Below are 24,175 nucleotides of genomic sequence, written 5' to 3' on the forward strand. Positions count from 1 at the left end.
TTCGGGCCGCTGACATGCTTTGCGAAGGACAGCATATGAAAATCCACCTGATCTTGACCGCCGCGGCGGCCGCGCTCGCGTTGGCGGGCTGCGGCAAGGGCGACGCGCCGGCCGACCCGGTTGCGGGCGGCGAAGGCGCGATGTCGGCCGCGATCGGCGGCGATGCGTCGGCGATGCAGGCGACGAGCACGATCGCCGCGAATCTCGCGGCCTCGCCGAACCACAAGTCGTTGACCGCCGCGCTCACGCAGGCGGGGCTTGCCCAAAGCCTGTCGGGCGCGGGGCCGTTCACGGTCTTTGCGCCGACCGACGCCGCCTTTACACAGGTGCCGCCGGTAACGCGCGACGGCTGGATGCGTCCGGCGCAGAAGGCGGTGCTCGCCGGCGTGCTGAATTATCATATCGTTCCGGGCAAGCTGACCGCCGCCGACCTGTCCGCGAAAATCGCCGCAGGCGGCGGCAAGGCGGTGCTCAAGACCGCCAGCGGGCAGGATCTGGCCGCCACGAAAAACGGCAATGCGATCCTGCTGACCAGCAGCAGCGGCAACAAGGCGACGGTGACGGCGGCCGATCTCACCCAGTCGAACGGCGTCGTCCATGTCGTCGACGCGGTGCTGGTGCCGACCATGTAAAAATTTCGTCGCCAACGCGGCGGCAGGATATTTTATGTCGAATAGCGCCCGCATTTCCGGTCATCCGAAATGCGGGCGCCTCTTTTTGGGTGCTTTGGAGTCGACAGGCTGGACGACGCACGGCAAGAGGTGCGCGAAACGGAATCAGCAGGGGAGCGAGCCCGTGGATTTTATCGCGATTTTTTCGATTTTCGTCCTGGCGTGCTTCGTCGGCTATTTCGTCGTCTGGTCGGTGACCCCGGCGCTGCACACGCCGTTGATGAGCGTCACCAACGCCATTTCGTCGGTGATCATCGTCGGCGCGCTGATCGCCAGCGCCGCGGCGGGTTCCGCCTCGTCGAAATGGCTCGGGCTTGCCGCGGTGGTGATGGCGAGCGTCAATATCTTCGGCGGCTTTGCCGTCACCGCGCGTATGCTGGCGATGTACAAGAAGAAGGAGCGCTGAGATGGAATTTCAGTCGATCCTTGCCGCCGCAGCGGGCGGCCATGGCGCGGTGAATCCCTGGGCCGCGATCGCCTATCTGGTCTCGGGCGTCTTCTTCATCCTCGCGCTGCGCGGACTGTCGTCGCCGGCCTCGTCGCAGCGCGGCAATCGTTTCGGCATGATCGGGATGACGATCGCCGTCGTCACGACCTTGCTGACCCACGTTCCGCGCCTCGATGGCGGGGCGCTCGATAGCGTCGCGCTCGCCGAAATCCTCGTCGCGATCGGCATCGGCGCCGTCATCGGCATCGTCATGGCGCGGCGCATCGCGATGACCGCGATGCCGCAGCTCGTCGCGGCGTTCCACAGCCTCGTCGGCCTTGCCGCCGTGGCTGTCGCGGCGGCGGCCTATCTCAATCCGCAGGCGTTCGGCATCGCCGACGCCGCAGGGCAGATTTTCACCGTCAGCCGCATCGAAATGGGCCTCGGTATCGCGATAGGCGCGATCACCTTCTCGGGGTCGGTCATCGCCTTTCTGAAGCTCAACGGCAATATGTCGGGCGCCCCGATCATGCTGCCGGGGCGGCACGTCATCAATCTCGGCACGCTCGCCGCGATCATCGGCCTCGTCGCCTATTTCACCTTCGACCAGAGTCCCTGGGTGTTCTGGACGGTCACGGGCCTCAGCTTCCTGATCGGATTCCTGCTGATCATCCCGATCGGCGGCGCCGACATGCCGGTCGTCGTGTCGATGCTGAACAGCTATTCGGGCTGGGCGGCGGCGGCGATGGGTTTCACCCTCGGCAACACCGCGATGATCATCACCGGCGCGCTCGTCGGCTCATCGGGTGCGATCCTGTCGTACATCATGTGCCGCGCGATGAACCGCAGCTTCATCAGCGTGATCGCCGGCGGCTTCGGCGGCGACGATGCGGCGGCTTCGGGCGGCGGTTCGAAGGAACAGCGCCCCTGGAAGCCGGGCAGCGCCGAAGATGCGGCATTCCTGATGAGCCAGGCCGAGAATGTCATCATCGTCCCCGGATATGGCATGGCGGTGGCGCAGGCGCAGCACGCGCTCCGCGAAATGGCGGACCAGCTCAAGAAGGAAGGCGTCAACGTCAAATATGCGATCCACCCCGTGGCGGGGCGGATGCCGGGGCATATGAACGTGCTGCTCGCCGAGGCGAATGTTCCCTATGACGAAGTGTTCGAGCTCGAGGACATCAACGGCGAATTCGCGCAATGCGACGTCGCCTTCGTCATCGGCGCGAACGACGTCACCAACCCCGCGGCGAAGACCGACAAGACCTCGCCGATCTATGGCATGCCGATCCTCGACGTCGCCAATGCCAAGACGGTGCTGTTCGTGAAGCGCTCGATGGGCGGGGTCGGCTACGCCGGCGTCGACAACGATGTGTTCTACATGGACCAGACGATGATGCTGCTCGGCGATGCCAAGAAAATGGCCGACGACATCGTCAAGGCCCTGAGCGGCAGCGGGCACTAAGACCTGAGGCGGTAGCGGGCACTAAGACCTGAGGCGGCAGCGGGCACTGACCCGACAGCCATTGACCCGAATCGTCATCCCGGCGAAGGCCGGGATCTTGACCTGCCGTTGAATCGCGACGGTGAGACCCCGGCCTTCGCCGGGGTGACGATAAAGGGGTAGATATCACCTATGCGTAAAATCGGCCTGATCGGGGGAATGAGCTGGGCATCGACCGAGCTTTATTACCGCCATCTCAACAAGGGGGTGCAAAAGCGCCTCGGGACAGCTTGTTCGGCGCCGATCCTGATGGAGAGCCTCAACTATTGCGAGCTGTCGCGCATTACGACGGCAGGACAATGGGAGCATGCCAAGGAGGTGCTCATCGCCTCGGCGCAGCGGCTCGAGGCGGCGGGCGCGACCGCGCTGATGATCGCGGCCAATTCGATGCACAAGGTCGCCGAAGACGTCGCCGCGGCAATTTCCATCCCGTTGCTCCACATCGTCGACGAAACCGGCGAGAAGATGAAGGCCGACGGGGTCAAGGCGACCGCAGTCATCGGCACGCGCAACGTGATGACCGAGCCCTGGTTCCGCCAGCGCCTCGTTCGCCACGGGCTGACGCTCGCGCCCTATGACGCGAGCCGCGCCGACGAGATCGACCGGATCATTTACGAAGAGCTGATGCTCGGCAAGGTGAACGAAAGCTCGCGCCGGACGATGAAGACGTTCATTACGGACATTGCGAAGCAGGATATCCAGGCGGTGGTGCTCGCGTGCACCGAGCTGGTGATGCTTGTCGACACCGACGCCAACGTCCTGCCGATCTATGACACGACGCGCATCCATGTCGCGGCGGGCGTCGACTGGATTCTGGGCGAGGGGTGATCTTCTCTCCTCCCGCAAGCGGGAGGGGAATAATTACCCCACCCGCGTCCAGGTTACGGTGCGGCAGAATACCGCGACGCAACCCTTCATCGTCAGCTTGTTGCCCTTCACGCGAAGGTGCGCCTTGTAATAGCGGCCGTCCTCGGGGCTATAGCCTTCGCCTTTCCAGCCGTCGCCGTGCGGGACGAGATCCCAATAGATCTGCAACCCCTCGACCATGCGGCCGCGCTTCGCCTTGTCGGGATTGCGTTCGTCGCGCTGGCCGCCGGCGGGCTCCTTGATCAGGAGTTCGGCAATCCGCCCGCACATCGTCGCGCCGCACTTCGTCATCGCGACGATGCCCTTGCCGTCGTCGGTTTTCCAGCGCCCGGACAGCGATGCGGGCGCCGCCGCCATGGACGGCACGGCAATCAGGGCGACAAGCGCCAAAGCAATTCTGTGAATCAAAGCGACCTCTCCCCGGTTAGCTACACATATGTCAGCAACACGCTTGGCATCCGTCAAGTCTTGCACCATGCTCCCCGAAAATTTGGGGAGAGACATATGCGATTCCATGTCCTGCGCCACCACGCGGCGACTCTTTGCATCGTGGCGGCCCTTGCCGCCCAACCGGCGGCGGCGAAAGTTATCAGCGTCAGTGCGGCAACGCCCGACGCCAATGAAAAGCTGCAAGAGGCGCTGATCCTTGCCGAGCCCGGCGATGTCGTCGAATTGGGTGCGGGCGTGTGGAAGCTGACCGACGGGCTTTCGCTCGACGTGGCCAATGTCACCGTGCGCGGCGCCGGGGCGGGCGAGGGTGGTTCGGTGCTCGACTTCGCGGGGCAGCAGGGCGCGGGCGAGGGGCTGCTCGTCACCTCGGACGACGTCTTGCTCACCGATTTCGCGGTGCTCAACACCAAGGGCGACGGCATCAAGTCAAAGGGAGCCGACCGCATCGTCTATCACAAGTTGCGCGTCGAATGGACCGCGGGGCCCAAGGAAACCAACGGCGCTTACGGCATCTATCCCGTCGAAAGCAGCGATGTGCTGATCGACAGCGTCTATGTCCGCGGCGCGTCGGACGCCGGCATCTATGTCGGCCAGTCGAAGAATATCGTCGTCCGCGATTCGATCGCGACAGAAAATGTTGCGGGGATCGAGATCGAGAACAGCTATGACGCGGACGTCCACGACAATATCGCGACAAAGAATACCGGCGGCATTTTGGTGTTCGACCTGCCGAGCCTGCCGATGCAGGGCGGGCACAATGTCCGCGTCTTCGAAAATGTCGTGAACGACAACAGTACGCCGAACTTTGCGCCCAAGGGCAATATCGTCGCGAGCGTGCCGACGGGCACCGGCGTGCTGATCATGGCGAACCGCAATGTCGAGATTTTCGACAATGTGTTCGACCAGAATGGCACCGCGAATGTGATGATCGTCGGCTATCGTTACGAGCATAAGGATCCGAAATATCAGCCGCTGCCTCGGCACATCGTCGTGCGCGGCAACCAGCATGGCAAGGCGGGTTATGTACCGAAGTTCCCCGGCGGCGATCAGATCGCGGCGGCGATGGGGGGCAGCATTCCGCCGGTGCTGTGGGACGGCGCGGGCGATGCCATCGTGCTCGACAAGGTCGGGGTGCTGTCGCTGAACTTGCCCGACGTGACGACGCCGCAGAGCGAGGCCAAGCCCGCGCCCGCCGACCTGTCGAAGGGGACGCCGCCCGCCGCGCTGCCGCCGATCAAGCTGCCCGAAAGCATGGAGGCAAAGGTCCGGTGAAACGCGTTCTCGCCGCGCTGGGAGCGGCGCTGCTATGCGCAAGCGGCGGGGCGGCCATCGTGGCGCCGGCTGTCGATCAGGCGCTGGTCGAAAGCGATGCGATGCCGCCGAAGCTGTCGGCGTTCGGGCTGTTCCGCGGCAATGATCCGAAAATGCCCGCGACCGGCATCGGCTATACGCTGCGCGCGCCGCTGTTCAGCGACTATACCGACAAGCATCGCTTCATTTCGATCCCGGCGGGCAGGAAGGCGAAGGTCGCCGCCGACGGCACGGTCGAATTTCCGGTGGGAACGGTGCTCGTCAAAAGCTTCGGCTGGGCGGACGTGAACGACGGGCGTCCGGTCGAGACGCGCCTGCTCATCCACCGCGCTGCGGGCTGGGTCGCCTTGCCCTATATTTGGGACGCCGACGGCAAGGATGCGACGCTGGCCTTGGGCGGGCGGCGCATTCCCGTGAGCTTCAAGAGCCCCGATGGCGAGACGCACAGCATTCGCTATGCGGTGCCGAACAAGAACCAGTGCAAGGAATGCCACAGCTTGAACGGCGCGATCGTGCCGATCGGCCCGAAAGCGCGCAATTTCATCCCCGACCCGGCCGCTTCCGACAAGCTTCGCAGCGTCTATTTCGAGAATCCGGCTGCATTGAAACCCGTGATGCCGCAATGGGACGATCCGAACGCCGGCAGCGTCGCGACCCGCGCGCGTGCTTATCTCGACGTCAATTGCGCGCATTGCCATAACCCCGCGGGCAGCGCGTCGAACAGCGGCCTGTTCCTGCGCTGGACCGACGACCCGACGGGCGTCAACTATGGCATCGGCAAGCGTCCGACCGCAGCGGGCCGGGGGAGCGGGGGCATGGACTTCGCGATTACGCCGGGCGATCCCGACCACAGCTTCCTGATCTATCGCCTCGAAAGCACCGATCCCGGCATCGCGATGCCCGAGGTCGGGCGATCGACGGTGCACAGGGAAGGTGCGGCGCTGCTGCGGCAATGGATTGCGGAGATGCCGAAAGCATCGCATTAGGCAGGCCATGACCCACCTCGTCCTCCACGACTATTTTCGCTCCTCGGCCAGCTTTCGCGTGCGTATCGCGCTGAACCTGAAAGGGCTCGATTATGAGCGCGTCGAGGTCAGCCTGATCGCGGGCGAGCAGCGCAGCGACGCCTATCTCGAACAGAATGCGCAGGGCTTCGTGCCGATGCTCGTCGTCGATGGGGAACCGATCATCCAGAGCATGGCGATCATCGACTGGCTCGACCGCGCCTATCCCGAACCGCGCCTGATCCCCGAAGAGGCGATGCCGCGGGCGGTCGCGCTGGCGCAGGCGCAGGTGATCGCGAGCGACATCCACCCGCTCAACAACCTCCGCGTGCTCAAATATCTGAAGCGCGACCTCGGGCTCAACGAACAGACCAAGGACCGCTGGTATCGCCACTGGATCCTCGAAGGGTTCGACGCGCTCGAGGCCATGGCGGGACAGGAGCGTTTCCTGGGCGGCGACACGCCGGGTATCGCAGACTGCTGCCTCGTCCCGCAGATGTATAATGCGCGGCGCTTCGAGACGGTGCTCGACGATTATCCACGCCTCGTCGCGATCGACGCGGCGTGCATGGAATTGGAGGCGTTCCAGAAGGCGCATCCCGACGCGGTCAAGCCGGCGTGATCCGCCTCCTCGGCGGGCTTTCGGCGCTGGCGTTGCCGGCCGCCGTGGCGGCGCAGGACAGTCCGGCCGCCGCGAGCGAGGAACCGATCATCCTCCTCAACGAGACGCGCGAGACGATCGTCGTGACCGGCGCCGGCAGCCTCGCGCCGACGGCAGGCGACAGCGTCCAGGACGTCACGCTAATCCGCGATGTCGAGCCCGGACTCGGCGCGCGGGTCGAAAATCGGTTGCGCGACGAGGCGGGGATCGTCCAGTTTCGCCGCTCCGACGGTCGGTCGGCCCACCCGACGAGCCAGGGCGTCACGCTGCGCGGCCTCGGCGGCAACGCGTCCAGCCGCGCGGTCGTGCTGCTCGACGGCGTGCCGCAAGCCGACCCCTTCGGCGGCTGGGTGGCGTGGAGCGGTTTTGATGCGGTCAGGCTTGGCGGCATCCGCATTACGCGCGGCGGCGGTGGGGGCGCCGACGGGCCGGGGGCGCTGGCGGGAACGATCGCGCTGCACAGCAGCATCACTGATGGCGCCGAGGCGAGCGCCGCCTATGGCTCGCGCGACGCGTTCGACCTCTCGGGCAGCGTCGGAAGCAACCTCGGCGAGGGAGCGATTGCGCTCGACGCGCGCTTCGCCGGCGGCGACGGTTTCACCCCTGTCGTCGCGGACCAGCGCGGCGCCGCCGACCGTGCGGCGCGCTATCGCCAGGGCGGAGGCGGCATCCGGCTTCAGACGCTGACAGGCGGTTCGGGGCGGATCGAGGCAACGGTGCGCGGCTTCTTCGACCGGCGCGACCGCGGCACCGATTATTCGCGGAGCCGCACCGACGGGGTCGATGCCAGCGTCCGCTACGTACTCGACCCGGGTTTCGTCGACGGCTGGCGGGCGAGCGTGCTCGCCTATGTCCAGCTTCGCGACTTCGAGACCGGCTTTGCGAGTGTCGCGGTCGATCGCGACAGCGCGAACCCCGCGCTCGAACAGCATGTGCCGGCAACCGGCCTGGGCGCGCGGATCGAACTGCGCCCCGCCTTCGGATCGCGCAACCCGCTTCGCGTCGGCATCGACTGGCGGCGGACGGTTGGCCGCACCGAGGAGGATTATTTTTTCACCGACTTCGTGCCCGGGCGCCACCGCGTGGCGGGGGGCAGCAGCGACACGCTCGGCGCCTTTGCCGAATGGACCGATTGCCTGGGGAGCGACCGGCTGTTGTGGACGGCGAGCGGCCGCCTCGACCGCTGGTGGCTGGGCGAAGGCTATCGGTTCGAAACCAATATCGGCGGCGCCCCGATCACCGACGCGCGCTTCGCCGCGCGGCAGGGCTGGGAAGCGAGCGGCCGCCTCGGCATCAAATGGACGGCGGGTCCGTTCGCGCTTCGCGCCGCGGCCTATCGCGGCTGGCGGCTCCCGACGCTCAACGAGCTTTACCGGCCGTTCCGCGTCGGCCCCGATGCGACCGCCGCGAACGAGTTGCTCGAACCCGAACGATTGTGGGGTGGGGAGATCGGCGCGGACTGGTCGGCGGGCCGAACCCGCGTGGGCGTGACCCTGTTCGCGAACCGGCTGTCGAACGCGATCGCCAATGTCACGCTCGGTACGGGGCCGGGCAATTTCCCCGGCGTGGGTTTCGTCGCGGCGGGGGCGACATACAGCCAGCGGCAGAATCTCGACGCGATCGACAGCAAGGGCGTCGAGGTGAGCGCCGAGCAGGGCATCGGGCCGCTGATCCTGCGCGCGACCTGGGCTCTCACCGATGCCAGGGTCGATGCGTCGGGAACCGCCGCGACGCTCGACGGCCTGCGTCCCGCGCAGATCGCGAAACATGGCGGCAGCCTGTCGATCCTCGCCGATCGCGGGCGGCCGTTCGGCGGCTTCGCGACGCTGCGCTATATCGGCAGGCAGAATGAGGATGATCTCGGGCTCCTCGCGCTGGATGATGCGCTGACGCTCGACGCCGGGCTGTGGTGGCGCTTATCCGATGCGGTCAGCATCGAGGCGCGCGGGGAAAATCTGTTCGACGAGCTGGTGCCCGCCGCCATCTCGTCCGCCGGCATCGTCGAGCGCGCGACGCCGCGCACCCTGTGGGTCGGTGCGCGCCTTTCTTTCTGATTTTCACGCGTTCCGCCCTTCACAGGTCCGAAACAAGCGGTAGGATGGGCATTGCCGGGAATGACGCGTGTGGGGGTTGGTTAAGCATGGCCGCGAAGAAGCTGAATCTCGATAATTTCCTGCCCTATCGCCTCTCCATCGCCTCGAACGCCCTGTCGAGCCGGATCGCCGCCGAATATGAAAATCGCTTCGGTTTGAAGATTCCCGAATGGCGGCTGATGGCGGTGCTCGGCGAAGGGCAACCGAAGACGCAGCGCGAACTTGTGGCGGCGACGCGCATGGACAAGGTGACGGTCAACCGCGCCGCCAAGGTGCTCGCCGACCGCCAGTTGATCGCGCGCCAGGCGCACGAGGCCGACGGGCGCTCGCACCATCTCGAACTCACCGACACCGGGCGCTCGCTCTACGACGCGATCGTTCCCGCCGCGCTCGCGAGCGAGGCGCGGCTCGAATCGAATATCAGCGCGGGCGAACGCGCGACGCTGATGGCGATCCTCGCCAAGCTGACCGCCGCCGCCGAAGATTATGGCTGATCGCGCCTATCGCGCCGCGCGCGCCGATGCGCTGCGGATCGAACCGCTCGGCGAGCTGACCGCGATCTTCGACCGGCGCTCGATGCAGACGCATCTCGTCGTGTCGCCGGTGCCCGAGATGCTGAACGCGATGGGCGCCGACGCCTGCACGCCGGCGGGCATTGCAGAGCGGCTTGCGGCGACGTTCGATCTCGGCAGCGCGGAAGATGCGCAGCCGATCCTCGCCGAGCGGCTTTCCGAACTGGCGGCGATGGGGCTGGTGGAGCGCGCGTGAGGCACAGCACACGCATCGCGGTCGGCCCGGTGCAATTCCGTATCGGCAGCGACTGGGCCGCACCCGTCGCGGCGCTCGAACGGCTTTATGCCGCCTATCCGCGCGACGATGCGCGGCCCGCTGACGCCACGGTGCGGCTCTTCGCGGCGCGGCCGTGGCGGCGCTGGTTGCGCCCGTCGGTGCATATCGGCGGCGATTTCGTCGTTCCGGGCGCGTTGCCGCTGCCGCTGGCGATGGGGCTTCTGGCCGCTGAAATGGGGATGAATCTGCAGGTCGCCTTGGGATGGCGGCGGCACCTGCTGCTCCATGCGAGCGCGGTCGCGAGGGACGGGCGCGCGCTGATCATGTCGGGCGAATCGGGATCGGGCAAATCGACGCTCGCCGCGCTGCTGGGGGAAGGCGATTGGCGGCTGATGGGCGACGAGTTCACGTTAATCGACCCGCAAAGCGGCGATGCCTTCGCCTTTCCCCGCGCGGTGAGCCTCAAGAATTCGGCGATTGCCGAGGTCGCGGCGCGCGTCGACGCGGCGCGGCTCGGCCCGTTGCTCGCGGCGACGCCGAAGGGCGATGTCCGCCATCTGATCCCGCGCACCGACGCGATCGCGGCGATGCACGAATCCGCGCGCCCGGCGCTGCTGCTCTTCCCGCGCTTTGGCGGGGCCGCCAGCATCGAGCCGATGGGCGAGGGTGAGGCCTTCGTCCGGCTGACCGAGGCGTCGACCAACTATGTCGCGCTGGGCGAAGCGGGCTTCGCCGCGCTGACGCGGCTGGTGCGCGACACCCCGGCGTTCGGCGTCACCTATGCCGACAGCGCGGAGGGGATCGCGCTGGTCGAACAGCTCTGGGCGGACGTCCTGAAATGAGCGCGGTAGAGGCCTTTGTCGATCTGCTGGCCGCACGGCTCGATCCGGCCGCGCTGGCGCCGCGCGACTGGGAGGGTGTGACCGGCGTGGCGCGCAGCGAAGCGATGCTGGCGACGCTTGCGCACCGGCTCGACGGCGCCGTGCTGCCGCCCGCCATCGCCGCGCTCTTTGCAGACCAGCGCGCCGCTGCAGAGGTCGCGCAGCGGCAGGCGCTGTGGGAGGCCGAAATGGCGCGCCGCGCGCTCGCGCCCGTGGGGATCGAATTCGTGCTTTTGAAGGGCGCGGCCTATGCTGCGGCGGGCATGGCGTGCGCGGCGGGACGGCAGATCGGCGACCTCGACATCCTCGTGCTCGCCGCCGACATTCGCCGTGCCGAGAACGCGCTGCTCAAGGCGGGTTGGGAATGGGTCAAGTCGGACCCCTATGACGATCATTATTACCGCGCGCACATGCACGAATTGCCGCCGATGATCCACAAGGCGCGCGACCGGATGATCGACGTCCATCATACGATCCTGCCAAAAACGCACCGGGTCACCCCCGACGCGCTCGCGCTGGTCAGCGATGCGGTAACGAGCGCCGACGGCCATGCGGTGCTGTGTCCCGCCGACATGGCGGTGCATTGCGCGGCGCATATGCTCGCCGATGGCGACCTGCAGGGGGGGCTACGCAACCTGTGGGATTTTCACGCGATGACGCGCGATTTCGCCGCGACCGACGCCGGGTTCTGGGGGCGGCTCGACGGACGGGCGGCGCTGCACGGGCTGCAGGCGGCGGTGCATCGCGCGGCGCGGCTGTCGCGCGACCTTTACGGATCGCAATTGCCCGAGGCTTGGGACCGGAGCGACCCGGCCGATGCCTGGTTCCGCCGCCGCCTGATGGCGCGCGACGATTGGGGGCGGGTGACGCAGCCGCTGCTGGAACAGGCCTTCTACATTCGCTCGCACTGGCTGCGTATGCCCCCGGCGATGCTCGCGAAGCACCTCTGGACGAAGTGGCGGAAACGCTAGCGCGATGACGCGATAGCGACGATCTAGAGCCGCGCCAGCAACGGGACCAACTCGTCATAATGATCGATGACATGGTCGGCGCCATGCTCGGCCGCCGGGCGGTGCAGGAAGCCGAAACTGACCAGCACGCTGGTTGCGCCGGCGCCGCGCGCGGCTTCGACGTCGAAGATGCTGTCGCCGACCAGCGCCGCACGGCCGCCGCCGCACCGTTCGATCATCGCGCGGACGGGAGCGGGCGAGGGTTTTGCCTTGCCCGGCCCCAGCGTGTCGCCGCCGATAATCGTCGCCATGCGGTCGGCGAGACCCAATTCGCCGAGCAACTGGCGCGCAAGGCCCTCGAGCTTATTGGTGACTACTGCGGTGCGCACGTTCATGCTGTCGAGCGCGTCGAGCGCGGCGATCAGGCCGGGGAAGGGCCGGCTATGGACCGCGATATGCGCCTGATAATAGGCAAGCAGCTCGTCAAGGAGCCGCGGCACATCGTCCCGAGGCACGCCGCCGGTCGCGGCGAGCGCGCCTTCGAGCAGGTGCGTCGTGCCGAGCCCGACGAGTGGGCGAACTTCGTCGTGGCTCAGCGGCGCGCGGCCTGCGAGCGCCAGCGCGTGGTTGAGTGCGGCGGCAAGGTCGCCGAGCGTGTCGAGGAGCGTGCCGTCGAGGTCGAAACCGACGATCGCGAAAGGAAATCCGTTCATCCTCCGCGCATGGCGCGATGGTCTGGAAACCGCAACGATTTGCTGGCATGGCAGCGGCCATGAGCAATAACATCGCCGCCATCGTCCTTGCCGCGGGCAAGGGGACCCGCATGAAATCCGACCTCCACAAGGTGCTGCACCCGATCGCCGGACGGCCGATGCTGATGCACCTGATGGCGAGCGTCGACGAGCTGAACCCGGCGAAGAAGGTGGTGATCGTCGGCGACAAGGCCGACCAGCTCGAAACGGCGCTGGGCGGCACGGCCGAGCTGGCGATACAGGCGCCGCAGCTCGGCACCGGCCATGCGGTGCAGCAGGCCGAGGCCGCGCTGGCCGGCTTCGATGGCGATGTGCTGATCCTCTATGGCGATGTGCCCTTTGTCCCCGCCACGACGATGCGCGCGATGGTCGACCGGCTGAATGCGCCCGATGGGCCCGCCGTCGTCGTGCTCGCGTTCGAGCCCGCCGACGCGCAGCAATATGGCCGCGTGATTACCGAAGGCGACCATGTCGTCAAAATGGTCGAGCATAAGGATGCGACCGAGGCCGAACGCGCGGTGCGCCTCTGCAATTCGGGGTTGATGGCGGCGAAGTCGGTCGACCTGTTCGCGCTGCTGTCGCGCGTCACCGACAATAATGCCGCGAAGGAATATTATCTGGTCGACATCGTCAATATCGCCAATGCCGACGGGCGGCATTGCGCGGTGGTCGTTACCGACCCCTATGACGTCGCGGGCATCAACAGCCGCGGCGAACTCGCGGCCATGGAGGGCGAATGGCAGGTGCGGCGGCGCGTGGCGGCGATGGAGGGCGGCGCCAGCCTGATCGCGCCCGATACCGTCTGGTTCGCCTGGGACACCAAGCTCGGCCGCGACGTGACGATCGAGCCCAATGTCTTTTTCGGTCCCGGCGTGACGGTCGCGGACAAGGTCACGATTCGCGCCAACAGCCATATCGAGGGCGCAATGATCGGCGCGGGCTGCGAAATCGGCCCCTTCGCGCGCCTTCGACCGGGCACCGTGCTCGGCGAAAAGGTGAAGATCGGCAATTTCGTCGAGACGAAGAAGGCGGTGCTCGGCGCGGGCGCGAAGGCGAGTCACCTGACCTATCTCGGCGACGCGACGGTCGGCGCAGGCGCGAATATCGGCGCGGGCACGATCACCTGCAATTATGACGGCTATTTCAAATACAGGACCGAGATCGGCGAGCGCGCCTTCATCGGATCGAACAGCGCGCTCGTCGCGCCGGTGAAAATCGGTGCGGACGCGATCGTCGCGGCGGGCAGCGCGGTGACGCGCGACGTCGCCGACGGCGAGCTGCGCCTCGTGCGCGGCGAGCAGCTGGTGAAGCCCGGCTGGGCAGACCGTTTCCACGACACGATGCGCAAGAAGAAGGCGGCGGAGAAGAAAATATGAGCGACCGCTATACCGAAAAGCCCTTCCTGCGCTTCGTCGATGCGTGGGTGCTGAAATCGATCGGCCATCTCGATGAAGCGACCGAGAGCTATTGCAGGGCGATGGTGCCGCAGCTCGAGCAGAGCTTCGGCGTCAAGGGAAGCTGGGAGCAGATCGTCGCGCAGCAGATGAACTTCGGCCCCGAACTGCCCGCGCAGATCCAAAAAATCTGGACCGACGGCAAGGCGCGGTTCGCGCAAGGGAATGGCGAGGCGCCCGATCCCGTGCAGTTCGCGATGATTTTCGTCGACCGCAATTTCGGGCGCGCTTGACGGCCCCGAGGCCGCCCTGCCGCTGGCAGGGCAAATTGCGTACCGTCAACAGGACAGGACCTCTTGAGCGTTCTGTGCTTCGGTTTTTGCGCACAAGGTCTTTTCGTCCGCCTCGATCTCGCTCCTGGCGGTCGCCTTGGTCAGTTCAATGACCGCGTTCGCCATCGTGCCCGCCCGGAAATAGGCCTGCAAGTCGTCGATCGCCGACGCGAGGGGATAATCTTTATATTCCGATTTCATACCCGCCAGAATCCGCAAATAGGCGTTGGTTCGCGCTGCGCGCATCGCGGTGATCAGCGCGGGTCCAGTCTGCTCGTAATAGAAAGCCTCCGTCGACAGATTCTGCGTGCTCCCCGTAAAGGTCGCGAGCGCCGACAGAACGGTTTTCACGCCGGTCGCATCGACCAGCGTGGCCGCCGTTTCGAAAGCGGTGCGCGCGGTTCCGATGTAGAAATCGGCCTTTGCGCGGCCGGCGAGCAGATTTCCTTCATAGGAATGATAGTTATTGTTGATGACCAGCATCATGTCGCTGATCACCATATCGCGGAAATTCCGGCATTTCTTCAGTTCGCCAGCGTCGCCGGATACAACGTGATCGCGGCACTCTTGTTGAAATTCCAGCCAGCTGCCCGGTTTCGCCACCGGCATGTCGTCGTCGTTCTGGCTGGTGGCGTCCAGATATTTATTCGCGATCACTGCCATCGAATTATCTTCGAACGGCTTTTTTGGTATTGTCGCGACGCCCGCTCCTGGCAAGCTGGTGCAAGCAGAGGTCGCCAGCGAAATGCCAATCAGTAAAGACGCGCGAATCGAAAATGCCATGGAATATTCCCCCCGGAAGCCCGTTGTCCTTAATATGGATGATCCAATAGATTAAAAGCGAAATCTTGTCTTTACGGAAGGCTGTTCCACACGTTGCGTGATGGCGATTGGGTTGCCGAAAGGGCATCGCTTATGGCGACGGCGAGGGTGCGAATGGCGATTCGACCTGCCTTAATCAAGGAAGTCCGCACGCTCTTGATTTGATATCATGATATGATATCAGAAATCCATGCGCTTTCTCGCCGATATTCCCGACGACGATATCCAGTGGCTCGACGCGCTGGCAGGCGAGCAGGGCGTGTCGCGCGCCGAGCTTGTCCGGCGGGCGGTCGCGGCCTTTCGCGCCGACGTGTCGGGTGACGCGATCGACAATGCCTTCGGCATCTGGCGCGGCCGTGACGATATCGGCGACGGGCTGAAATATCAGCGGCGCCTGCGGGGTAAGCGCGAATGATCGACGCGCAGTTCGACAGCGACATATTGATCGATGCGCTGAACGGCGTCGAGGCCGCGCGCGCCGAAATCCGCCGCGCCGGACGCAAGAGCGTCAGCCGCGTCAGCTGGACCGAGGTGATGTCGGCGGCCGATTCCTCGTCGGTGAAGGCGGTCGAGGCCTTCCTCGGCTGTTTCCAGATCGAGGAGATCGGCGATGCCGTCGCGCGCCGCGCCGCTGCCCTGCGCGCCGAGCGCAAGGGCTTGACCTTGGCCGATGCTTTCGTACTGGCGACCGCGCAGATCAGCGGGCGCATCCTCGTTACGCGCAATATCAAGGTGTTTCCGGCGTCGATGCCGGGTATTCGCGTCCCCTACACGCTATAGAAAGCCAGAACCCATGTGCGGAATTATCGGAATCATCGGCACGGCCCAGGTGGCGGACCGCCTCGTCGACGGGCTCAAGCGCATGGAATATCGCGGCTATGATTCGGCGGGCGTGTGCACGGTCGAGGGGGGAGAGCTGATCCGCCGCCGCGCCGAGGGCAAGCTGAACAATCTCGTCAAGGAGCTCGCGGGCAATCCCGCGCCGGGCACCGTCGGTATCGCGCACACGCGCTGGGCGACGCACGGCGCGCCGACGACGAGCAACGCGCACCCGCACGCGACGGGCGAAGTCGCGCTCGTCCACAATGGCATCATCGAGAATTTCAAGCCGCTGCGCGAAGCACTGCAAGCGCGCGGCCGCACGTTCGAAAGCGAGACCGACACCGAAGTCGTCGCGCATCTCGTTTCGGAGCAGGTCGAGGCGGGCCTGTCGCCGCAGGATGCGGTGAAGGCGGTGCTGCCGCAGCTGCGCGGTGCCTTCGCGCTCGCCATCGCCTTTCGCCAGCATCCCGACCTGCTGATCGGCGCGCGCCTCGGGTCGCCGCTTGTCGTCGGCTATGGTGAGGGGGAGACCTATCTCGGCTCCGACGCGCTCGCGCTGGCTCCATTGACGCAGAAGATCGCCTATCTCGATGAGGGTGACTGGGTCGTCATTACGCGGGATGGCGCGCAGATCTACGATGCCGACAACAATCCCGTGACGCGCGAGATCACGACGTCGGGCGTCACCGCCGCGGCGGTCGAGAAGGGCAATTACCGCCACTTCATGCAGAAAGAGATTTTCGAGCAGCCGACCGTGGTCGCGCAGACGCTATCCTCCTACATCCGCCCGCTCGAACAGACGGTCGCGCTGCCGCAGATGGACTTCGACCTGAGTTCGATCGACCGAATCACGATCGTCGCATGCGGGACCAGCTTCTATGCGGGCATGGTCGCCAAATACTGGTTCGAGACCTTTGCGCGCGTTCCGGTCGACATCGATGTCGCGTCGGAGTTCCGCTACCGCGATCCGGTGCTCCAGCCGGGCGGGCTCGCGCTGTTCATCTCGCAGTCGGGCGAGACCGCCGACACGCTCGCAGCGCTGCGCCATTGCAAGGCGAACGGCCAGACGATCGCGGTCGTCGTCAACGTGCCGACGAGCAGCATGGCGCGCGAAGCCGACCTGTTGCTCCCGACCCACGCGGGACCCGAAATCGGCGTCGCCTCGACCAAGGCCTTCACCTGCCAGCTCGCGGTGCTCGCCGCGCTCGCGGCGCATCTCGCGCTCAAGAAGGGCAAGCTCAGCGCCGCCGAAGAGCGCGAGATCGTCAAGCATCTGATCGAGGCCCCCGCCGCGCTCAACGCCGCGCTCGCGCACGACGAGGAAATTTCGAAGATGGCGCATCTCGTCGCCCCCGCGCGCGACGTGCTCTACCTCGGCCGCGGCCCCGACTATCCGCTCGCCTTGGAGGGCGCGCTCAAGCTCAAGGAAATCTCATACATCCATGCCGAAGGCTATGCCTCGGGCGAGATGAAGCATGGTCCGATCGCGCTGATCGACGAGGCGGTCCCGGTGATCGTCCTCGCGCCGTCGGGCCCCCTGTTCGAAAAGACGGTGAGCAACATGCAAGAGGTCATGGCGCGCGGCGGCAAAGTCGTGCTGATTTCCGACGCCGAAGGCCTCGCCGAAGCCGGCGACGGCTGCATGGCGATGATCGAAATGCCCAAGGTCCACCCGCTTATCGCGCCGCTCGTCTATGCGGTGCCGGTGCAGTTGCTCGCCTATCATGTGGCGGTCGCCAAGGGCACCGACGTCGATCAGCCGCGCAATCTGGCGAAGTCGGTGACCGTCGAATGAGCTGGAACACCACTTGCCATTGCGGCGCCGTCTCGGTCCGCCTCGCCAAGGCGCCCGAGGAGATCGCCGAGTGCAATTGCTCGCTCTGCTTTTCGCACGGGATTCTCTGGGCCTATTATTCGCCGCGCGATGTGGTGATCGAGGGCGAGACGCGGACCTATAACCGCGCCGACCGGGAAAATCCCAATTCGGACCTGCATTTCTGCGCGACCTGCGGCTGTACAACGCATTGGTCGGCGACCGAGGGGCTGATCGAACGGATGGGCGGCGAGGTCGATATGATGGGGGTGAACATGCGCCTCTTCGACCCGGCGCAGCTTAGCGGTTTGAAGCTCAGCTTCCCCGACGGGCGCGGCTGGTCAGGCGAGGGGGCGTGGGGCTATGCGCGCGAGAATGAGGTCATGCGCTGACCGTCACTCCGTCGCGTTCGCCTGCGCGAGGATCGATGCAGCAACGTCCTCGATCCTGCCCGCGACCAGCAGCGGTGCGCCGCCGACCATGCCGACCTGAGTCTGGCCGTTTTCATAGTCGCGGAGCCAGGCGACATTTTCGGCGACGACGAGATAATTGCCGCCACGCGACTTGAGTTCGATGAATTTCATGCCGATGTCTCCTGTTCATCGAGGCTCTAGGCGGCAAATATGAAGATTACAGGATTCGCATGAGCTTCGCTGCCATCATTTTCGATTTCGACGGCGTCGTCGCCGACAGCGAGGTGCGCGCGAACCTGTCGCTGGCCGAGAGCCTGACCGCAGCGGGGATGCCTGCGACCTATGACGAGTGCCTGCGCGACTATTACGGGCATAACTGGCAAGAGACGCAGAGGCGGATCGAGGCGCGATATGGGCGGCCGCTGCCCGCCGATTTTCGCGAGACGCATCGCGAACGGGCGCGGGCGCGCTATATGGAAGGGTTCGACGCCGTGCCCGGCGTCGCCGACTTTCTCGACACGCTCGGACGATTGCCCCGCGCCATCGCCTCGTCGAGCCGCGCCGAATATATCGGCTGGGCGCTTGGGCTTTTCGGGCTTGGCCACCATTTCGGCGCGCATGTCTACAGCGCCGACGGCTGGGACCGCGGCAAGCCGCATCCCGATATCTACCTTGCTGCCGCGAAGGGGCTGGGCGTCGATCCCGCTTCGTGCCTTGCGATCGAGGATTCGCCGACCGGGGCGCAGGCGGCGCTTGCGGCGGGGATGACCGTCGTCGGTTTCTGCGGCGCGGGGCATATCGTCGACCGCGTGGCGCATGGCGAGATGCTCGGCAGTATCGGTGTGCACCGGGTTGCTTTCACCTTCGCCGAGCTTAGCATCGCCACAGAAGTGGGAACCGTCGCCGCTGGATAATGGTCGTTATTCTATCACGAACCGCCGCAAGGAGAGACACGATGTGCACCGAGAATACCGAAGCCGACCTCGACCGCGCCGGGATGCCCGTTGCGCGCCGCAGCTTTACGGCGCTCGCGGGCGCTGGCGCGTTGATGGCGGCGCTGCCCGTGCGCGCGCTGGCGGGCAAGCCGGTGAAGGGGCGCGACGTCACGATCACGACCGATGACGGAACGTGCGACGCCTATTTCGTCGCGCCGGCCGAGGGCAAGCACCCCGGCGTGCTGGTGTGGCCCGATATTCGCGGCCTGCGCCCCGCATTCCGTCAGATGGCCGACCGGCTCGCGGGCGAGGGCTATGCGGTGCTGACGGTCAATCCCTTCTACCGCTGGCAGAAATCTCCGGTGGTCGATGCCGCCAATGACTGGGGCAATCTCGAAGTGCGTGAAAAGCTGTTCGGTTATCTCAAGCAGCTTACGAAGCCGATCGTCGAGACCGACGCCAAGGCGCATCTCGCCTTTCTCGACGCGCAAGGCGAAGTCGATACGGGCCGCAAGATCGGCACCGCCGGTTACTGCATGGGCGGGCCGATGGTCATCTATACCGCCGCATTGAAGCCCGACCGCGTCGGGGCCGCGGCGAGCTTTCACGGTGGCGGGGTGGGCACCGACAAGCCCGACAGTCCGCACCTGCTGATCCCCGCGACCAGCGCGGGCTATCTGTTCGCGATCGCCGACAATGACGACAAGGAAAGCCCGAACGAGAAGGTGTTGCTGCAGGAGGTATTGGCTCCGCGCAAGCAGTGGCACGAGGTCGAGGTCTATGAAGGTGCGATGCACGGCTGGTGCCCGCCCGATGGCCGCGCCTACAACGAGGCAGCGGCGGAGAAGGCGTGGGGACGCCAACTCGAGCTGTTCAAGGCCGAATTGACCTGACGCGCGCCGCCACGGTCAGTGCGCGTGCGCGCTGCTGCCGGCGGCATAGCTTGCATAGACGCGCTGGCCGGCGGGTCCGAAGGTCATGACCTTATAGGCCTCGCGGTGGTCGCCATGTTCCATGCCGGGCGAGCCCATCGGCATTCCCGCGACCGCGAGGCCCTTTACGCCCTTCGGCTTTTCGCGGAGCAGGCGGGCGATGTCCTTCGCGGGCACATGGCCCTCGATCACATAGCCCCCGACGAGCACGGTGTGGCAGCTGCGCAGCGCCGGCGGCACGCCCTGCTTGTCCTTGACCGCGCTCATGTCGGGCGAGTTGACGATCACCGCCTTCGTTCCGAACGACGCTTTCACCTGTTCGAGCCATTTGAGGCAGCAGCCGCAGCCGGCGTCGCGGAACATCACCGGGTTCGCGGCGTGCGCGGTGCCGATGACGGCAGAGAAAGCGGCGAGGGCGAAAAACGCGCGGCGGGCAGAGGTCATCGCAAATCCTTTTGGAAGAGATGCCCGCGAATCTATAGGGCAGGTCCATGAAAGTCCATTTCATCCGTTCGGGCGAGCGCCGCTACAGCATGCGGATCGAGCGCGAGGGTTTGCCGGTGCTCGTCATGGATCCGGCCCCCGGTTTCGATCCCGACCTGCCGCACGACATGGCGCATTTCGTCGTCGAGGCGGCACTGGGGCTCAGGACGGGGGTGTTCGGCCAGATCGCGGCGGGTGGCGACGCGGGTTCCTTTCGCGTCGAGGCCGCCGACGGCGAGATGTCGGCGAAGGAGCGCCAGCGCGCCGCGCGCAAGCAGGTCGCCAAGGGCGCGAAGCTGATCCGGAGCCAGGGCCGGGAGGGCGAATTGTCCGAACTCGCCGCCTTCCTGTTCGACATCGGCTGGCGGCGTCAGTCGCGACCCGGCAGCGCCGCGCAGCGCGGCGCGCTCGGCGAGGCGGAACGGACGCGCGCATCGCTCAGCGCCGACGAGCGTGCGAGGATCGACGCTGCGCGGCGCCAAGTGTTCGCCGATTTCGATCGGCGGGCGGCCGAATGGCGCGCGCTGCGGGTGGGTGAGGCGCTGGTGCTGGAATGGCCGACCGGTCAGCCCATCGGGTAGAGGATGTCCTTGCTGACCTTGTGCAGCGCCTTCATCACATCGTCGGCAAGCACCAGTTCCATCGCGTCGAGGATGGGATCGAGCTGGTCGTCGGCGCTGACACCGACGATCGTCGAGGCGACGAAATCATGCTGTTTCGACCAGGCGGTCGCCATCGTCACCGGATGCAGCCCAGCCTCTTCGGCGATCTTGAGATAGCGTTCGGTCGCCGCGAGGCTCCTTTCGTTGACGAAACGGCGTCCCATCGCGGCTTGCCGCCCTTCCATCTGGAGATAACGTGAAAAGCGTGCGCCTTCAGGGGTCGCCCCGCCCTGATATTTGCCCGACAGCACTCCGCCCGCGAGCGGCGAATAGGGGATCAGGCTGACGCCTTCCTGCCGGCACACCTGCGCCAGCTCATCCTCGAAGCGGCGGTTGTTGAGGCTGAAATTATTCTGGATCGTGTGGTAGCGCGCGCCGCCCAGCTTCTCCGACGCGGCGAGCGACTTCATCAGCCCCCAGCTCGTCTCGTTCGAGCAGCCGAGGATGCGCACCTTGCCGGCGCGGACGAGCTCGTCGAGCGCGTCCATCATCTCGTCATAGGGCGCGTCATGGTCAGGCCAGTGCGTCTGGTAGAGGTCGATATAATCGGTCTGGAGCCGCGTCAGGCTGTCGTCCACCGCCTGCATGATATTCTTGCGGTCGAGCGCGGTCATGCCGTTCCGGCACGGCGATTTGAACCAGACGTGGCTCGGCCCCGAAACCTTGGTCGCCATGATGATCGCGTCGCGCGGCTTGGTCTTCATCCAGCGCCCGACGATCTCTTCGGTGCGGCCGACCCATTTGACGTCGGGCGGGACCGGATAGCCCTCGGCGGTGTCGTAGAAGTTGATACCGGCATCGAAGCAGCGGTCGAGGACTCGAAACGCCGTCGCCTCGTCGGCCTGACTGCCGAAGGTCATCGTTCCCATGCAGATGTCGGACACATGGATGGCGCTCTGGCCGAGGCGGCGGCTGGGCATGGCTGATCTTCTCCGGTCGCGAGGGAGGGGAGCGCCGTCTTTAGGTTGCGCTTCGCAACCTGGCAATCAGATCAGCAGCGCGAGCGAGCCGACGAGCAGCGCGGCCATCGTCCAGTTGAACGCCTTCAGCCGCGCCGGGCTCGACAGCCAGCCACGCAGCGACACGCCCATCACCGCCCACAGGCTGGTCGAGGGCAGGTTGATGACCCCGAAGACGACCGCGACGAGCAGCACGGCAGCGAAATTGCGATCGGGAGCGTAAAGCGCGATGGCGGTCAGCGCCATCGACCAGGCTTTCGGGTTTACCCATTGGAACAGCACTGCCTGGAAAAAGCTCATCGGCTTGCCGCGCGCGCTGCCTTCGGTGTCGGGCGCGGCGGCGTTGGCGATCTTCCATGCAAGCCAGAGGAGATAAGCAACGCTGACCACCTTGAGGATGATATTGAGCGCCGGAAACAGGTCGAACAGCCCCATCAGTCCGACGCCGACAAGCACGATCATCAGGGTGAAGCCGATGCCGACGCCAAGCGCGTGGGGCACGGTGCGGCGCAGGCCGAAATTGGCGCCCGACGCCATCAGCATCATATTGTTCGGCCCCGGCGTGATCGAGGAGACAAGCGCGAAGGCGGAGAGAGCGGCGAGCGTGGTCTGGTTCATCGGCGCAATATAATGCGTTTCGCTGCGCAACAGATTGCAAAGTTGATGCAGATTGCGATAGATTATGCAATCCATGATCAAGATCGATGCCATTGGCCGCAAGATATTGCAAGAATTGTCTCACGACGGGCGAATCTCGAACCTCGAACTCGCCGAGCGCGTCGGGTTGTCGCCTTCGGCCTGCCTGCGCCGCGTGCAGGAGCTTGAGCGCAGCGGCGTGATCAAGGGTTATCGCGCGGTAATCGATCCGACGAAGCTCGGGCTGACCTTCCTCGCCTATGTGACCGTTGGGCTCTCGTCGCACACCAAGAAATCGCAGGCGGATTTCGAGGCGGCGATGGCCGATGCACCGGAAGTGCGCGAATGCCACAATATCACCGGGACGATCGAATATCTGCTGCGCGTCGAGACCGAGGATCTGGCGGCGTACAAGCATTTCCACACCGAAGTGCTGGGCGTGCTGCCGCAGGTCCATTCGATTACCACCTATGTTCTGATGGATTCGCCCAAGGACGAGCGGGCGTAGTTTTTCTTCGCCATGCCCGCGAAGCTGTGCGGTTGAACCCATCGTTCCTCGACCGCATATCGGTTTCATGACGAAACTCTCTTTCCTCGACCTCGTGCCCGTCACCGATACCGGTACGATCGCCCAGTCGCTCGCCAATGCTGCGGATCTCGCCCGCCACGCCGAGGCGCTCGGTTACGAACGTTACTGGGTCGCCGAGCATCACGGCATGGCGGGGATCGCAAGCGCGGCGACGTCGGTCGTGCTCGCGCACCTCGGCCACGCCACCCAAAGCATTCGCATCGGTTCGGCCGGCATCATGCTGCCGAACCATGCCCCGATGGTGATCGCCGAACAGTTCGGCACGCTCGAAGCCCTGTTCCCCGGACGCGTCGATCTGGGCCTGGGCCGCGCACCGGGGTCGGACCAGCGCGTCGCGCGCGCGCTGCGCCGCACCCTCGCGAGCGACGAGCGGCAGTTTCCGCAGGATGTGCTGGAGCTTCAGGCATTTCTGGCGGGCGACGATCAACTTGGCATCACGGCGGTGCCGGGAGCGGGCACGCATATTCCGCTGTGGATTCTTGGTTCCAGTACCTTTGGCGCGCAGCTCGCGGCGATGCTTGGGCTGCCTTACGCCTTCGCGAGCCACTTCGCGCCCGACGCGCTCGACGAGGCGCTCGACATCTATCGCCGCCAGTTCAAACCGTCGGCGCAGCTTGCCGAACCCTATGCCGCCGCCGCGTTCAACGTCTTCGCCGCCGATACGCGCGACGAAGCCGAACTGCTCGCGAGCTCGCAACAACAGGCCTTCGTCGCACTCCGCACCGGCAATCCGGGCAAGATGAAGCCGCCGCTCGCGGGGTACAAGGACAGCCTGCCGCCCAATGCGCGCGCGATCCTCGACCATGTGCTGCAATGCTCGGCGGTGGGGACGGTCGACGACGTCGCGGCGGGGCTGAGGGCCTTTGTTGCGCGCACCGGGGTTGATGAAGTGATCGTCGCATCGTCGATGTATGACCATGCAGCACGCAAACATTCGGTTGCGCTTGCCATGGAGGCGGCGCGCAGCCTCTGATTCGTCAACACATGTGACGGTTGGCGTCATCAAAACATCGTGAAACGGTC

30 protein-coding genes are annotated in these 24,175 nt (G+C 65.6%); 23 read left to right on the forward strand and 7 right to left on the reverse strand.

Going from position 1 to position 24,175, the window contains the following annotated elements; genetic code table 11:
* The first annotated feature begins 35 nt into the window (after positions 1 to 35).
* From HDC29_RS07800 to HDC29_RS07815, 4 genes are all read left to right on the forward strand, one after another.
* Entirely contained in the window at positions 36 to 632 is a 597-nt protein-coding gene (locus HDC29_RS07800; RefSeq protein WP_179495961.1) for a fasciclin domain-containing protein, read from the forward strand.
* Between the two features lie 163 nt (positions 633 to 795).
* Complete coding sequence (locus tag HDC29_RS07805) at positions 796 to 1,077, forward strand: proton-translocating transhydrogenase family protein (protein ID WP_037510628.1); 282 nt, start codon at positions 796 to 798, stop codon at positions 1,075 to 1,077.
* A gap of 1 nt (position 1,078) precedes the next feature.
* Entirely contained in the window at positions 1,079 to 2,563 is a 1,485-nt protein-coding gene (locus HDC29_RS07810; RefSeq protein ID WP_179495963.1) for an NAD(P)(+) transhydrogenase (Re/Si-specific) subunit beta, read from the forward strand.
* A 171-nt stretch (positions 2,564 to 2,734) separates the two neighbouring features.
* A complete protein-coding gene (locus HDC29_RS07815; protein WP_179495965.1) occupies positions 2,735 to 3,430 on the forward strand; it encodes an aspartate/glutamate racemase family protein in 696 nt (231 codons plus the stop codon).
* A gap of 33 nt (positions 3,431 to 3,463) precedes the next feature.
* Here the strand turns inward: HDC29_RS07815 and HDC29_RS07820 are convergent, their stop codons facing one another.
* Positions 3,464 to 3,859 carry a DUF2147 domain-containing protein gene (locus tag HDC29_RS07820; RefSeq protein WP_179495967.1) on the reverse strand — a complete coding sequence of 132 codons (396 nt, stop codon included), beginning with the start codon at positions 3,857 to 3,859 and terminating at the stop codon, positions 3,464 to 3,466.
* A gap of 114 nt (positions 3,860 to 3,973) precedes the next feature.
* Here HDC29_RS07820 and HDC29_RS07825 point away from each other — a divergent pair, with 114 nt between their 5' ends.
* The 8 genes from HDC29_RS07825 to HDC29_RS07860 all read left to right on the forward strand — a co-directional run bounded on the left by HDC29_RS07825 (position 3,974) and on the right by HDC29_RS07860 (position 11,629).
* Complete coding sequence (locus tag HDC29_RS07825) at positions 3,974 to 5,191, forward strand: parallel beta-helix domain-containing protein (protein WP_179495969.1); 1,218 nt, start codon at positions 3,974 to 3,976, stop codon at positions 5,189 to 5,191.
* On the forward strand, positions 5,188 to 6,216 hold the full coding sequence (locus HDC29_RS07830) for an SO2930 family diheme c-type cytochrome (RefSeq protein ID WP_179495971.1): 1,029 nt from the start codon (positions 5,188 to 5,190) through the stop codon (positions 6,214 to 6,216). The genes HDC29_RS07825 and HDC29_RS07830 overlap by 4 nt, the downstream gene beginning before the upstream one ends.
* 7 nt (positions 6,217 to 6,223) lie before the next feature.
* Complete coding sequence (gene maiA, locus HDC29_RS07835; RefSeq protein ID WP_179495973.1) at positions 6,224 to 6,856, forward strand: maleylacetoacetate isomerase; 633 nt, start codon at positions 6,224 to 6,226, stop codon at positions 6,854 to 6,856.
* Entirely contained in the window at positions 6,853 to 8,949 is a 2,097-nt protein-coding gene (locus HDC29_RS07840) for a TonB-dependent receptor domain-containing protein (RefSeq protein WP_179495975.1), read from the forward strand. Before maiA ends, HDC29_RS07840 begins: the two co-directional genes overlap by 4 nt.
* An 86-nt stretch (positions 8,950 to 9,035) precedes the next feature.
* On the forward strand, positions 9,036 to 9,482 hold the full coding sequence (locus HDC29_RS07845) for a MarR family winged helix-turn-helix transcriptional regulator (RefSeq protein ID WP_179495977.1): 447 nt from the start codon (positions 9,036 to 9,038) through the stop codon (positions 9,480 to 9,482).
* Positions 9,475 to 9,756: an HPr-rel-A system PqqD family peptide chaperone gene (locus HDC29_RS19210; RefSeq protein ID WP_179495979.1), complete on the forward strand. Its 282-nt coding sequence runs from the start codon at positions 9,475 to 9,477 to the stop codon at positions 9,754 to 9,756. The genes HDC29_RS07845 and HDC29_RS19210 overlap by 8 nt, the downstream gene beginning before the upstream one ends.
* Positions 9,753 to 10,619 carry an HprK-related kinase A gene (locus tag HDC29_RS07855; protein WP_179495981.1) on the forward strand — a complete coding sequence of 289 codons (867 nt, stop codon included), beginning with the start codon at positions 9,753 to 9,755 and terminating at the stop codon, positions 10,617 to 10,619. The genes HDC29_RS19210 and HDC29_RS07855 overlap by 4 nt, the downstream gene beginning before the upstream one ends.
* The gene (locus HDC29_RS07860) at positions 10,616 to 11,629 is read left to right on the forward strand and encodes a nucleotidyltransferase family protein (RefSeq protein WP_179495983.1); all 1,014 of its coding nucleotides are present in this window, start codon (positions 10,616 to 10,618) and stop codon (positions 11,627 to 11,629) included. The genes HDC29_RS07855 and HDC29_RS07860 overlap by 4 nt, the downstream gene beginning before the upstream one ends.
* A gap of 23 nt (positions 11,630 to 11,652) precedes the next feature.
* Here HDC29_RS07860 and HDC29_RS07865 read toward each other — a convergent pair whose 3' ends face one another.
* A complete protein-coding gene (locus tag HDC29_RS07865; protein ID WP_179495985.1) occupies positions 11,653 to 12,321 on the reverse strand; it encodes an HAD hydrolase-like protein in 669 nt (222 codons plus the stop codon).
* Positions 12,322 to 12,380: 59 nt separating this feature from the next.
* Here HDC29_RS07865 and glmU point away from each other — a divergent pair, with 59 nt between their 5' ends.
* Together glmU and HDC29_RS07875 are read left to right on the forward strand one after the other, a co-directional pair.
* Positions 12,381 to 13,736 (forward strand): bifunctional UDP-N-acetylglucosamine diphosphorylase/glucosamine-1-phosphate N-acetyltransferase GlmU, encoded by a 1,356-nt coding sequence (glmU, locus tag HDC29_RS07870; RefSeq protein ID WP_257018100.1) that lies wholly within the window; start codon positions 12,381 to 12,383, stop codon positions 13,734 to 13,736.
* Complete coding sequence (locus HDC29_RS07875) at positions 13,733 to 14,047, forward strand: hypothetical protein (RefSeq protein WP_179495989.1); 315 nt, start codon at positions 13,733 to 13,735, stop codon at positions 14,045 to 14,047. The genes glmU and HDC29_RS07875 overlap by 4 nt, the downstream gene beginning before the upstream one ends.
* Positions 14,048 to 14,092: 45 nt before the next feature.
* Here HDC29_RS07875 and HDC29_RS07880 read toward each other — a convergent pair whose 3' ends face one another.
* Positions 14,093 to 14,869, reverse strand: coding sequence for a hypothetical protein (locus HDC29_RS07880; RefSeq protein WP_179495991.1), 777 nt, complete (start codon positions 14,867 to 14,869; stop codon positions 14,093 to 14,095).
* 229 nt (positions 14,870 to 15,098) lie between these two features.
* Between HDC29_RS07880 and HDC29_RS07885 the strand changes: the two genes are divergently transcribed.
* From HDC29_RS07885 to HDC29_RS07900, 4 genes are read left to right on the forward strand one after another with little or no spacing between them, the layout of a single operon-like run.
* Entirely contained in the window at positions 15,099 to 15,323 is a 225-nt protein-coding gene (locus HDC29_RS07885; RefSeq protein WP_179495999.1) for a ribbon-helix-helix protein, CopG family, read from the forward strand.
* A complete protein-coding gene (locus tag HDC29_RS07890) occupies positions 15,320 to 15,688 on the forward strand; it encodes a PIN domain-containing protein (RefSeq protein WP_179496001.1) in 369 nt (122 codons plus the stop codon). The genes HDC29_RS07885 and HDC29_RS07890 overlap by 4 nt, the downstream gene beginning before the upstream one ends.
* A 13-nt stretch (positions 15,689 to 15,701) precedes the next feature.
* Positions 15,702 to 17,525, forward strand: a complete 1,824-nt coding sequence (gene glmS, locus HDC29_RS07895) for a glutamine--fructose-6-phosphate transaminase (isomerizing) (RefSeq protein WP_179496003.1) — start codon at positions 15,702 to 15,704, stop codon at positions 17,523 to 17,525.
* Positions 17,522 to 17,935, forward strand: coding sequence for a GFA family protein (locus HDC29_RS07900; RefSeq protein WP_179496005.1), 414 nt, complete (start codon positions 17,522 to 17,524; stop codon positions 17,933 to 17,935). The genes glmS and HDC29_RS07900 overlap by 4 nt, the downstream gene beginning before the upstream one ends.
* A 3-nt stretch (positions 17,936 to 17,938) precedes the next feature.
* Here the strand turns inward: HDC29_RS07900 and HDC29_RS07905 are convergent, their stop codons facing one another.
* The gene (locus HDC29_RS07905) at positions 17,939 to 18,127 is read right to left on the reverse strand and encodes a hypothetical protein (protein ID WP_179496007.1); all 189 of its coding nucleotides are present in this window, start codon (positions 18,125 to 18,127) and stop codon (positions 17,939 to 17,941) included.
* A gap of 59 nt (positions 18,128 to 18,186) precedes the next feature.
* Here HDC29_RS07905 and HDC29_RS07910 point away from each other — a divergent pair, with 59 nt between their 5' ends.
* Both HDC29_RS07910 and HDC29_RS07915 read left to right on the forward strand, forming a co-directional pair.
* Entirely contained in the window at positions 18,187 to 18,870 is a 684-nt protein-coding gene (locus tag HDC29_RS07910; protein WP_179496009.1) for an HAD family phosphatase, read from the forward strand.
* 41 nt (positions 18,871 to 18,911) lie between these two features.
* Positions 18,912 to 19,784: a dienelactone hydrolase family protein gene (locus HDC29_RS07915; RefSeq protein WP_179496011.1), complete on the forward strand. Its 873-nt coding sequence runs from the start codon at positions 18,912 to 18,914 to the stop codon at positions 19,782 to 19,784.
* Between the two features lie 15 nt (positions 19,785 to 19,799).
* Here the strand turns inward: HDC29_RS07915 and HDC29_RS07920 are convergent, their stop codons facing one another.
* The gene (locus HDC29_RS07920) at positions 19,800 to 20,267 is read right to left on the reverse strand and encodes a DUF411 domain-containing protein (protein ID WP_179496013.1); all 468 of its coding nucleotides are present in this window, start codon (positions 20,265 to 20,267) and stop codon (positions 19,800 to 19,802) included.
* A 47-nt stretch (positions 20,268 to 20,314) separates the two neighbouring features.
* On the opposite strand from HDC29_RS07920, the gene HDC29_RS07925 reads away from it, so the two are divergent.
* On the forward strand, positions 20,315 to 20,887 hold the full coding sequence (locus HDC29_RS07925) for a hypothetical protein (protein WP_179496015.1): 573 nt from the start codon (positions 20,315 to 20,317) through the stop codon (positions 20,885 to 20,887).
* Here the strand turns inward: HDC29_RS07925 and HDC29_RS07930 are convergent.
* Together HDC29_RS07930 and HDC29_RS07935 are read right to left on the reverse strand one after the other, a co-directional pair.
* Positions 20,872 to 21,888 carry an aldo/keto reductase gene (locus HDC29_RS07930; protein ID WP_179496017.1) on the reverse strand — a complete coding sequence of 339 codons (1,017 nt, stop codon included), beginning with the start codon at positions 21,886 to 21,888 and terminating at the stop codon, positions 20,872 to 20,874. The two genes, HDC29_RS07925 and HDC29_RS07930, sit on opposite strands and share 16 nt — an antisense overlap.
* Before the next feature lie 66 nt (positions 21,889 to 21,954).
* Positions 21,955 to 22,620: a LysE family translocator gene (locus HDC29_RS07935; RefSeq protein WP_257018101.1), complete on the reverse strand. Its 666-nt coding sequence runs from the start codon at positions 22,618 to 22,620 to the stop codon at positions 21,955 to 21,957.
* Here HDC29_RS07935 and HDC29_RS07940 point away from each other — a divergent pair.
* Both HDC29_RS07940 and HDC29_RS07945 read left to right on the forward strand, forming a co-directional pair.
* Entirely contained in the window at positions 22,619 to 23,071 is a 453-nt protein-coding gene (locus HDC29_RS07940; protein WP_179496019.1) for an Lrp/AsnC family transcriptional regulator, read from the forward strand. The genes HDC29_RS07935 and HDC29_RS07940 overlap by 2 nt on opposite strands.
* Before the next feature lie 67 nt (positions 23,072 to 23,138).
* Positions 23,139 to 24,125 (forward strand): LLM class flavin-dependent oxidoreductase, encoded by a 987-nt coding sequence (locus HDC29_RS07945; protein WP_179496021.1) that lies wholly within the window; start codon positions 23,139 to 23,141, stop codon positions 24,123 to 24,125.
* Positions 24,126 to 24,175 lie beyond the last annotated feature (50 nt).

It is taken from the genome of Sphingopyxis sp. JAI108 (assembly GCF_013410105.1).
Lineage (GTDB): Bacteria > Pseudomonadota > Alphaproteobacteria > Sphingomonadales > Sphingomonadaceae > Sphingopyxis > Sphingopyxis chilensis.